This is a genomic window from Amycolatopsis sp. NPDC051071 (assembly GCF_040682875.1).
In the GTDB taxonomy this organism is placed as follows: Bacteria; Actinomycetota; Actinomycetes; order Mycobacteriales; family Pseudonocardiaceae; genus Amycolatopsis.
This window is the reverse complement of sequence record NZ_JBFBBY010000099.1, coordinates 22359-30880: the sequence shown is the minus strand read 5'-3', so window position 1 is coordinate 30880 and position 8522 is coordinate 22359. Positions and strand designations below refer to the sequence as shown.

The 8522-nt window shown below is 67.3% G+C and carries 8 protein-coding genes and 1 tRNA gene; 3 read left to right on the top strand and 6 right to left on the bottom strand.

From position 1 onward, the window contains the following. The first annotated feature begins 141 nt into the window (after window positions 1–141). The gene (locus AB0M65_RS27395) at window positions 142–585 is read left to right on the top strand and encodes a class I SAM-dependent methyltransferase (RefSeq protein WP_364033378.1); all 444 of its coding nucleotides are present in this window, start codon (window positions 142–144) and stop codon (window positions 583–585) included. Window positions 586–733: 148 nt separating this feature from the next. Here the strand turns inward: AB0M65_RS27395 and AB0M65_RS27390 are convergent. The 5 genes from AB0M65_RS27390 to AB0M65_RS27370 form a co-directional block, all read right to left on the bottom strand. Then, a tRNA-Glu gene (locus tag AB0M65_RS27390) sits at window positions 734–805 on the bottom strand. Between the two features lie 319 nt (window positions 806–1124). Beyond that, window positions 1125–1877 (bottom strand): succinate dehydrogenase/fumarate reductase iron-sulfur subunit, encoded by a 753-nt coding sequence (locus AB0M65_RS27385; RefSeq protein WP_364033375.1) that lies wholly within the window; start codon window positions 1875–1877, stop codon window positions 1125–1127. Continuing rightward, window positions 1874–3790 carry a fumarate reductase/succinate dehydrogenase flavoprotein subunit gene (locus tag AB0M65_RS27380; protein ID WP_364033372.1) on the bottom strand — a complete coding sequence of 639 codons (1917 nt, stop codon included), beginning with the start codon at window positions 3788–3790 and terminating at the stop codon, window positions 1874–1876. The genes AB0M65_RS27385 and AB0M65_RS27380 overlap by 4 nt, the downstream gene beginning before the upstream one ends. A gap of 57 nt (window positions 3791–3847) precedes the next feature. After that, window positions 3848–4678 carry a hypothetical protein gene (locus AB0M65_RS27375; protein ID WP_364033369.1) on the bottom strand — a complete coding sequence of 277 codons (831 nt, stop codon included), beginning with the start codon at window positions 4676–4678 and terminating at the stop codon, window positions 3848–3850. Then, window positions 4675–4962 carry a hypothetical protein gene (locus AB0M65_RS27370; protein WP_076154779.1) on the bottom strand — a complete coding sequence of 96 codons (288 nt, stop codon included), beginning with the start codon at window positions 4960–4962 and terminating at the stop codon, window positions 4675–4677. The genes AB0M65_RS27375 and AB0M65_RS27370 overlap by 4 nt, the downstream gene beginning before the upstream one ends. Window positions 4963–5224: 262 nt before the next feature. On the opposite strand from AB0M65_RS27370, the gene edd reads away from it, so the two are divergent. Together edd and eda are read left to right on the top strand one after the other, a co-directional pair. Continuing rightward, entirely contained in the window at window positions 5225–7114 is a 1890-nt protein-coding gene (gene edd / locus AB0M65_RS27365) for a phosphogluconate dehydratase (protein ID WP_364033365.1), read from the top strand. After that, on the top strand, window positions 7111–7731 hold the full coding sequence (eda, locus tag AB0M65_RS27360; protein ID WP_364033362.1) for a bifunctional 4-hydroxy-2-oxoglutarate aldolase/2-dehydro-3-deoxy-phosphogluconate aldolase: 621 nt from the start codon (window positions 7111–7113) through the stop codon (window positions 7729–7731). The genes edd and eda overlap by 4 nt, the downstream gene beginning before the upstream one ends. Before the next feature lie 66 nt (window positions 7732–7797). On the opposite strand, the gene AB0M65_RS27355 is transcribed toward eda, so the two are convergent. Next, a complete protein-coding gene (locus AB0M65_RS27355; RefSeq protein ID WP_364033359.1) occupies window positions 7798–8235 on the bottom strand; it encodes a GNAT family N-acetyltransferase in 438 nt (145 codons plus the stop codon). Window positions 8236–8522: the final 287 nt, after the last annotated feature.

The window sequence follows — 8522 nt, the reverse complement described above, 5'->3', positions numbered from 1 at the left end:
CACCGGTCGCGCAACGTAGTCCGGCGAGTACAGGAAGGCCCCCTTCCTTGCGCTAGGCGCAAGGAAGGGGGCCTTCCTGTATCTCGGATACGGCCTCTTGGTCCTGTCGGGACGGTGACCCCGTCGGCTAGCGTCGGCGGAATGGCGGACCAGTCCACGACGCTGCTCGAAGCGCTGCCGGACCTGGCGGGCAGGTCGGTCCTGGTCGTCGGATGCGGCGATGGCCGCTACCCGCGGCTGTTCCGCGGCAAGGGTGCTCGCCGGGTGGTCGGGGTCGACGCGGACCAGGTGCTGATCGCGGTCGCGCAGCGCGAAGAGGAACGCGATCCGATCGGGATCTCCTACGAGGTCCATCAGCCCGCCCGGCAGCCGATGATGGGAATCTTCGACATCGTCGTGGCGTTCGTGGACACTCCTGACCATCTCGGCCGGATCGCGGCGAGTCTCGCGCCGGGAGGGCTGCTCGTGGTCGTCGCCACGAATGGCCTCACGATGGAAGAAGGCTTACGGGAGAACGGTTTCCAGGACATCGTGCTGCATCGCGACGAGCACGGCGACGTGCACAGCGCCCGCAAGACATCCTGAGTCGCGCACCCTGGTGTCGAGCCAGGCTGGCCGGGGCTATGAATCCCGGCCGGTCACCGGACCGTGCGCGTTCTGGCGGTGTGAGACACACGGACCCCACACCGCCGCACCGGTACGACGGAACAGGTTTCCCCGCCGTGCCGGGGCGTAGCGCGTGTGGGAGTCGAACCCACGTCGCCGGGGTGAAAACCCGGCATCCGTACCACTGGACCAACGCGCCTTGGCCTGGAACACAGTCCGGCACGCACGCGCACCGGACTGCTCTGTTCCAGAAGTAAGGGTTCACCGAAAAGAAAGAGCCGCCCGGTTCGGTTTCCCGAAGGGCGGCTCCGCAGGTGCGACGTCCTGTCAGGACGGCGGCTGGGAGCCGTGTTTCTCTTCCATGCCAAGGAACGGACAGGCCATGCGGTACTGCGTCATGCGTCCTCCTCGGTCGGTGTGCGACAAGTGTGCGGCAGACAAGGGGGCCGGAGCAAACGATTAAAAGCTCGTGAGTGATTTGGGTCGTTAGAACGACCCAAATCACTCACGAGGCCTGCCTACTGGTCCCGTTTGAACAGCTTGTTCCCCAGCCACACAATGGGGTCGTACTTCCGGTCCGCGACGCGTTCCTTCATCGGGATCAGCGCGTTGTCGGTGATGTGGATCCCCTCCGGGCATACGTCCGAGCAGCACTTGGTGATGTTGCAGTAGCCGAGCCCGTGCTCCTCCTGCGCCTCGTCCCGCCGGTCGGCGACGTCGAGGGGGTGCATTTCGAGTTCCGCGATCCGCATCAGGTACCGAGGCCCGGCGAAGGCTTCCTTGTTCTCCTCGTGGTCACGCACCACGTGGCAGGTGTTCTGGCACAGGAAGCACTCGATGCACTTCCGGAACTCCTGCGAGCGCTCGACGTCGACCTGCTGCATCCGGTACTCCCCCGGCTTCAGCTCCGGGGGCGGCGTGAACGACGGGATCTCGCGTGCCTTGGTGTAGTTGAACGACACGTCGGTCACCAGGTCGCGGATCACCGGGAACGTCCGCATCGGCGTCACGGTGATGACCTCGTCCTCGGTGAAGGTCGACATCCGCGTCATGCACAGCAGCCGCGGTTTGCCGTTGATCTCCGCCGAGCACGAGCCGCATTTGCCCGCCTTGCAGTTCCACCGCACCGCCAGATCCGAGGCCTGCGTGGCCTGGAGCCGGTGGATGATGTCGAGCACGACCTCGCCCTCGTTGACCTCGACGGTGTAGTCCTGCAGGTCGCCCGAATCCGCGTCGCCGCGCCAGACCCGGAAACTCGCCTTGTAGCTCATACCTGGCTCCCGGGGTGCGACGTCAGTTCTTCGTCGGTGTAGTACTTCCCCAACTCGGAGTGCTCGAACAGTTCCAGCAGGTCCTGCCGCAACGGGGTCTGCGCCTTGACCTCGATGCCGATCTCCGGCACCACCGGGTTGTCGCCGGGTGCGGCCGAACAGACCAGGAGTTTGTTGCGCCACTGGGCGTTCATACCCGGATGATCGTCACGCGTGTGCCCGCCGCGGCTTTCGGTCCGCAGCAACGCCGCCCGCGCCACGCATTCGCTGACCATCAGCATGTTCCGCAGGTCGACGGCGAGGTGCCAGCCCGGGTTGAACTGCCGGTGCCCCTCGACGGTCACCCGCAGGATCCGCTGCCGGAGTTCGCCGAGCTTCACCAGCGCCCGCTCGATCTCCTCCGATTTGCGGATGATGCCGACGAGATCGTTCATCGACTGCTGGAGTTCGGTGTGCAGGCTGTACGGGTTCTCCTCGACACCGTTCTCCGGCGGGTCGAACGGCGCGAGCGCCATCTTCGCGGCGGAGTCCACATCGGACTGGCTGACCGACGGACGGTCCTTCAGTTCCGAGACGTAGGACGCGGCGCCGAGCCCAGCCCGGCGGCCGAAGACGAGCAGGTCCGAAAGAGAGTTCCCGCCGAGCCGGTTCGACCCGTGCATCCCGCCAGAGCACTCGCCGGCGGCGAACAGCCCCGGCACGCTCGACGACGCGGTGTCCGGGTCGACCTCGATCCCGCCCATCACGTAGTGGCAGGTGGGGCCGACCTCCATCGGCTCCTTGGTGATGTCGACGTCGGCGAGTTCCTTGAACTGGTGGTACATCGACGGCAGCCGCTTGCGGATCTCCTCCGCGGGAAGCCTGCTGGCGATGTCGAGGAAGACGCCGCCGTGCGGCGATCCCCGGCCCGCCTTGACCTCGGAGTTGATCGCGCGCGCGACCTCGTCCCTCGGCAGCAGGTCCGGGGTGCGGCGGTTCTTCTCCTGGTCGGTGTACCAGCGGTCGGCCTCTTCCTCGCTGTCCGCGTACTGCCCCTTGAACACCTCGGGGATGTACTCGAACATGAACCGCTTGTCCTCGGTGTTCTTGAGGACCCCGCCGTCACCTCGGACGCCCTCGGTGACCAGGATCCCCTTCACACTCGGCGGCCAGACCATGCCGGTCGGGTGGAACTGGACGAACTCCATGTTGATGAGGTTCGCCCCGGCCCGCAGTGCCAGCGCGTGCCCGTCACCGGTGTACTCCCACGAGTTCGAGGTGACCTTGAAGGACTTCCCGATGCCACCGGTGGCCAGCACGACCGCCGGCGTCTCGAAGAGGATGAACCGGCCGCTTTCGCGCCAATAGCCGAAGGCGCCGGAGATCCGGCCGTCATCGGTGAGCAGTTCGGTGATCGTGCATTCGGCGAAGACCTTGATCCTCGCCTCGTAGTCGCCGGTCTCCTTGAAGTCCTCTTGTTGCAGTGAAACGATTTTCTGCTGCATCGTGCGGATCAGTTCGAGCCCGGTGCGGTCGCCGACGTGCGCCAGCCGCGGATACGTGTGCCCGCCGAAGTTACGCTGGCTGATCCGGCCGTCCTTCGTGCGGTCGAACAGCGCGCCGTAGGTCTCCAGCTCCCAGACCCGGTCCGGCGCCTCCCTGGCGTGCAGTTCGGCCATCCGCCAGTTGTTGAGGAACTTCCCGCCGCGCATGGTGTCGCGGAAGTGGACCTGCCAGTTGTCGTTGGAGTTCGCGTTGCCCATCGACGCCGCGCAGCCGCCTTCGGCCATCACCGTATGGGCCTTGCCGAACAGCGATTTGCACACCACCGCGACGCTGAAGCCGCGTTCACGGGCTTCGATGACCGCGCGGAGACCGGCACCGCCGGCACCGATCACCACCACGTCGTAGTTGAGCCGTTCGACCTCGGTCATAGAAAGAGCCACCTCAAAGCTGGACGCCGTTGTCGGGGAGGGGAGATTCCTGTTTCGCTAGTTGATGAACCGCAGATCCGAAATCGCCCCGCTTGCCACGAGCATCACGTAGAGGTCGGTCAGCACGAGCGTGCCGAGCGTCGTCCACGCGAGCGCCATATGCCGCGTGTTGAGCTTCGTGATCTGGGTCCAGATCCAGTAGCGGACCGGATGTCTGGAGAAGTGCTTGAGCCTGCCGCCGGTCACGTGACGGCACGAGTGGCACGACAACGTGTACGCCCACAACAGGACCACGTTGCCGAGCAGCACGATGTTGCCGAGCCCGAAACCGAAACCGCCGCCCTCGCCGTGGAACGCGGTGATCGCGTCGTAGGTGTTGACCAGCGAGACGACCACGGCCACGTAGAAGAAGTAGCGGTGGACGTTCTGGATGATCAGCGGCAGGCGGGTCTCACCGGTGTACTTCGCGTGCGGTTCGGCCACCGCGCACGCGGGCGGCGAGAACCAGACCGCGCGGTAGTAGGCCTTGCGGTAGTAGTAGCAGGTGAGCCGGAAGCCCAGCAGGAACGGCAAGACCAGGAAGCCGAGTGGGATGAAGCCCGGCAGTTCGCCGAACCAGGCCCCGAAATGGCGGGAGCCTTCGACGCAGGATTCCGAGACGCAGGGCGAATAGAACGGCGTCAGGTAGTGGTACTCGGGCACCCAGTAGGCGGTGCGCACGAAGGCCCTGATTGTCGCGTAGATGATGAAGGTCGAGAGTCCGAGGACGGTCAGCAGCGGGGAGAGCCACCACCGGTCGGTGCGCAGCGTTCGTTCGGCGATCCGGGCCCGCGACGGTGCGTGGACCCCCGTACCCCGTCCGGCCTTTTTGCCGGCGGGGGCGCTCACCGCTGGTCGCGCTTGTAGCCGCCGACGCCTTCGTCATCGGCGCCGTGCCAGAGCGCCGGGTCGTAGGGCGTATCGGGTATTTGGACACGGTCGGCCGCCTTCGCCTGCGCGGGCACCGCGTTCGGGGTCGTGTCGAGGTCGGTCGCGTCGATGTCGAGCCGCTCGACGTCGTTCGCCAGGCGTCGTACCGCCGAGGCGTCGCCGTATCGGGACCGCAGCGCGCCGACGCACTGCCTCAACTGACCGATGGCTCGCCGAAGCTCGGCGATCTCTGTGGTGGACATCGGTACCTCCCGATGGTTGGTTCGGTTGGCCGCTTGAGCCTTCGAGGGCAAGCGATCCTCGCCGCCTCGACTCTGCCGCGCGTTGTGCAATGTGACAAGTAGCACAGTAGAACCTAGGTGCGTGATGGAGGTCACGCGAGTCGATCTTCTGTATCGATTTTGATTCGCGCTTTCCCCCGGGGTACTGTGGCCACTGTCACGACCCAGCGGCGCCAGCGTTGCCGTCCCGCGGACCACCACGACCAGTGATCCGGAGCCGGACATGAGCACCGCCCCGAACGTCCACCCCATCATCGCCGAAGTCACCGAGCGCATCGTCACGCGCAGTGCCGGGACCCGCGCCGCGCACCTCCAGCGTGTGGCGGCGGCCCACGAAGAAGGTCCGATGCGGCGCGGACTCGACTGCAGCAACCTCGCTCACGGCTTCGCCGCGATGGAGGGTGTCGACAAAGCGGCACTGCGCGCCGTGCGGGCGCCGGGCGTCGCGATCGTCTCCTCCTACAACGACATGCTTTCGGCTCACCAGCCGATGCAGGAATACCCCGCGATGCTGAAGGGGTCCGTGCGCCAGGCGGGCGGGGTGGCCCAGTTCGCCGGTGGCGTGCCCGCGATGTGCGACGGCGTCACCCAGGGCCGTCCTGGTATGGAGCTGTCGCTGTTCAGCCGCGAGGTGATCGCGATGTCGACCGCGATCGCGCTGTCGCACGACATGTTCGACGCGGCGCTGCTGCTCGGCGTCTGCGACAAGATCGTGCCCGGCCTGCTGATCGGCGCGCTGTCCTTCGGGCACCTACCGGCGATCCTCGTACCGGCCGGGCCGATGAACTCGGGCCTGCCGAACAAGGAGAAGGCACGCGTGCGTCAGCTGTACGCCGAGGGCAAGGCGACGCGCGAAGACCTGCTGGACGCCGAAGCGGCTTCGTACCACTCGGCGGGTACGTGCACCTTTTACGGCACGGCCAACTCGAACCAGATGGTCGTCGAGGTGATGGGCCTGCATCTGCCGGGCGCGAGCTTCGTGCAGCCGAACTCGCCGCTGCGGAAGGCACTCACCGAAGAGGCCGGGCGCCGCGTGGTCGAGCTTTCGCGAGGCGCGGAGTACACGCCGATCTCGCGGGTGATCGACGAGAAGGCGATCGTCAACGGAGTGGTCGCGCTGCTCGCCACGGGTGGTTCGACCAACCACACGATGCACCTCGTCGCGGTCGCCACGGCCGCCGGGATCCAGCTGACCTGGGACGACTTCTCGGACCTGTCGGCGGTGATCCCGCTGCTGGCGCGCGTGTACCCGAACGGCAGCGCGGACATCAACCACTTCCACGCCGCCGGCGGCATCCAGTTCCTGGTGGGCACGCTGCTCGACGCGGGCCTGCTGCACGAAGACGTCCAGACCGTCGCCGGGCCGGGGCTGCACCGCTATCGGCAGGAGCCGATCCTGTCCGAGGGCGAACTGGTCTGGCGCGACGTCCCGACGCACAGCCTCGACGAGGACGTCCTGCGCCCGGTGTGGCGGCCGTTCGCCGCCGACGGCGGGCTGCGGATGGTCGCGGGCAACCTCGGCCGCGCGGTGATCAAGGTGTCCGCGGTGGCGCCCGAGCACCGGGTCGTCCAGGCCCCGGCGCGGGTGTTCACCGACCAGAAGTCGTTCAAGGACGCTTTCGAGGCCGGTGAGCTGGACCGTGACGTCGTCGTGGTCCTCCGCCAGCAGGGTCCGCAGGCCAACGGGATGCCGGAGTTGCACGGCCTCACCCCGGCACTCGGGGTGCTGATGGACCGCGGGCACCAGGTGGCGCTGCTCACGGACGGCCGGATGTCCGGTGCTTCCGGCAAGATCCCGGCGGCGATCCAGCTGACCCCGGAAGCCGCGGTGGGCGGCCCGATCGCGCGGATCGCGGACGGCGACGTCGTCCGCCTCGACGCGAGGGCGGGCACCCTCGACGTCTTCGTGGGTGACGAAGAACTCGCCCGCCGTGAACTGGTGGACTCCCCGCCTTCGGAGGCATCCTGGACCGGCACCGGCCGGGAGCTGTTCGCGGCGCTGCGCCGCGCGATCGGCCCCGCCGATCAGGGCGCGAGCGTATTCGGACCGCTCACGCCGGAACACTTCGGCGCTCCGGCGCACACGTTGAATACTGTGGAGGTAAGTCAGTGACCACCGGCGCCGACCTGCTCGGCCTGTCCCCCGTGATGCCCGTCGTCGTACTCGACGACGCCGCCGACGCGGCGCCCACCGCACGGGCCCTGCTCGCGGGCGGGATCGGCGTGATCGAGCTGACCCTGCGCACCCCGGCGGCACTCGCCTCGATCGAGCGGATCGCCGCCGAGGTCCCGGAGATCGTCATCGGCGCCGGGACGGTCACCGCGCCGGAGCACGCCAAGCAGGCCGCCGACGCCGGGGCGAAGTTCCTGGTGACCCCGGGCTGCACGGACTCCGTCCTCGACGCCGCGTTCGACACCGGGCTTCCGTTCCTGCCGGGTGCGAGCACGGTGTCCGAGGCGATGCGGCTGGCCGAACGCGGGCTGACCGCGCTGAAGTTCTTCCCCGCCGAAGCCAGCGGCGGCGTGGCGTACCTGAAGTCGATCGCCGGACCGCTGCCCGCGCTGCGGTTCTGCCCGACCGGCGGGATCACCGTGAAGACCGCGCCGGACTACCTCGCGCTGTCCACTGTGGGCTGCATCGGCGGTTCGTGGCTGACGCCGAAGGACGCGTTGGCGGCCAAGGACTTCGCGAAGATCGAGGCGCTGGCTGCCGAGGCTTCGAAGCTCTGATTCGTTGTTCGTGAAGGCCACCCTGTGCTGGGTGGCCTTCACTGTTTTTCGGCGCTTTCAGCGTTTTCAGAGTGGCAGCTGGTACTGGATGAAGCCCCGGTTGACCGCGACCTGGTCGTACAGTCGGCGCGCGGTGGCGTTGGATTCCTTGGTGTGCCAGTAAACCCGCTCGCAGCCGCGGGCACGCGCCCAGTCCGCGACCGCTTCGATCAGCGCCCGCGCGACACCCTTGCCCCTGGCTTCCGGCGCGGTGAACAGATCCTGCAGGTAGCAGACGTCGGTGAGCGCGGAAGTGCTGGGATGCAGGAGAAAATGCACGATCCCGACAAGCTTGCCGTCCATCCGGGCGCCGAGCGCGTGGATCCGCTGCCCGTCGCGGAATTCGCGCCACGCGCGGTCGTAGACCTCCTGGAGCGAAACGCGTTCGTAGAAGGCGATGTAGGCGCGAAACAGGTCTTCCCAGGCTTCGCGGTCTTCGGGTTCCAGCGGCGCGATGGTGATCATGGTGTCCTCCCAGTGATCACCCGAGCCTAGGCGATCTCCGCAGTCTCGGGTGTCCAGCGACCTCCATGACCGACCGAGCGATCGCGCCGTGCCGCGTGCCTGGCCCCACTGTGACCGACCTTGTTCGCCGGGTCCTCGGCCAGGGGCGAAGACGTAACTCGCGTGCTCCAACACGTGACTCGCGTGCTTGAGCACGTAACTCGCGTGCTTGAGCACGTGAGATCCGGCTCTAAGCACGTGAGATTCGGGTTTGAGCACGCGAGTGCGGTGCCGCACCACCCAGGGCA

What these genes read in the sequence shown, in the direction of transcription:
- AB0M65_RS27395 (WP_364033378.1), top strand. Translation starts at nt 142, where the DNA reads ATGGCGGACCAGTCCACGACGCTGCTCGAAGCGCTGCCGGACCTGGCG.
- AB0M65_RS27385 (WP_364033375.1), bottom strand. Translation starts at nt 1,877, where the DNA reads ATGAGCTACAAGGCGAGTTTCCGGGTCTGGCGCGGCGACGCGGATTCG.
- AB0M65_RS27380 (WP_364033372.1), bottom strand. Translation starts at nt 3,790, where the DNA reads ATGACCGAGGTCGAACGGCTCAACTACGACGTGGTGGTGATCGGTGCC.
- AB0M65_RS27370 (WP_076154779.1), bottom strand. Translation starts at nt 4,962, where the DNA reads ATGTCCACCACAGAGATCGCCGAGCTTCGGCGAGCCATCGGTCAGTTG.
- edd (WP_364033365.1), top strand. Translation starts at nt 5,225, where the DNA reads ATGAGCACCGCCCCGAACGTCCACCCCATCATCGCCGAAGTCACCGAG.
- AB0M65_RS27355 (WP_364033359.1), bottom strand. Translation starts at nt 8,235, where the DNA reads ATGATCACCATCGCGCCGCTGGAACCCGAAGACCGCGAAGCCTGGGAA.